The 1,224-nt window shown below is 69.4% G+C and carries 1 protein-coding gene; it reads left to right on the top strand.

Going from position 1 to position 1,224, the window contains the following annotated elements; genetic code table 11:
* Positions 1-10: 10 nt before the first annotated feature.
* Positions 11-1,224, top strand: a 1,214-nt coding sequence (locus tag C5E06_RS18865) for an HNH endonuclease signature motif containing protein (protein ID WP_146081430.1), incomplete at its 3' end; no start/stop codon positions are given.

Raw genomic sequence — 1,224 nt, 5'->3', positions numbered from 1 at the left:
GCGGTGCCAGATGGCAAGCCTTCCGGACGCGGAGATCGTCGTCGTGCTCCGTGAGCTCGCTGCTCGCCGACGCGTCCTGGACGCCGCGCTCGTTGAGGTAGCTGGCGAACTCTTGCGCCGCGAAGACGAGTCTCCGCGAGCGGAGACGGTCGCTCGGAAGTCCGGGTTTCGGAACCTTGCGGCGATGGTCGAGCAGGTGCTCGCGGTGAAGCCTTTCGAGGCGAAGACCCTCGTGCAGCTTGCAGAGGCGACGAGGGAGCGGATGAGCGCTACAGGCGAGTCGATCCTCCCGAGGTACGCGGAGGTGTCGAAGGCGGTGGGCTCCGGGGTTCTGTCGGTGGCGCAGGCGACCGCGATCACGAAGGGCCTCGACCGCACCGGCAACCGGGTGGACGTCGACGAGCTCGCGCGCGGCGAGATCGAGCTCGTGGCGTCCGCGTGCGGCCTGAATCCGGAAGATGAACAGCCCGCGGTGCCGAAGGTGCTCGAGGTGCAGGCCGCGACCTGGGTTTCCTACCTCGACCCCGACGGCGACGAGCCGCGCGCCGACAAGATCGCCGAAGAGCGCGGCCTCTGGTTTACGCGTCGCGCCGACGGTGCGGTGTCAGGGAAGTTCGTCGCGACGCCCGAGCAGGGCGAGCAGCTGCTCTCAGTCTTCGACGCCCTCCTCTCCCCGCGCCGAGCCGTGGAGTTCCCGTCCGCATCCGAGTGCGGGGAACCACTCGCGCCAGCACTCGGACCAGATGAACTCCCGTCCGGTGCCGGCCGCACCGACGGTGACGACGACGGTGACGTCGGTGAGGACGAGATCGTTGACGTCCCACTGGTTGACCCGCGCTCGATCGAGCAGCAGCGCATCGACGCGCTCACGATGATCCTCCGCGCCTACGCCGAGTCACCCGACGCGCCCCGCACCGGCGGCGAGGCACCAACGGTCATCATCGTCACCACCACCGCCGGACAAGACGGCACAGCCACCCGACCCGAAGACCTGCCCCACCTCGAGCGCACCGGCGAACCAGTCCCACCGTCGGTCGCCGCGCAGATCATGTGCGACGGGCTCATCCGCATCGCGAGCACCGACACCAACGGCGAGATCCTCGACCTCGGCCGCAAGCAACGCCTCTTCACCACAGCCCAACGGCGGGCGATCGCGACCCGCGACCGGCAATGCCGCGCACCCGGATGCAGCGCACCAGTCCGCTGGTGCGAAGTGCACCACGC

The organism is Pseudoclavibacter sp. RFBI5, assembly GCF_002931395.1.
Taxonomy (GTDB): Bacteria; Actinomycetota; Actinomycetes; order Actinomycetales; family Microbacteriaceae; genus Pseudoclavibacter.
This window is presented reverse-complemented; position numbering and strand designations above follow the sequence as displayed.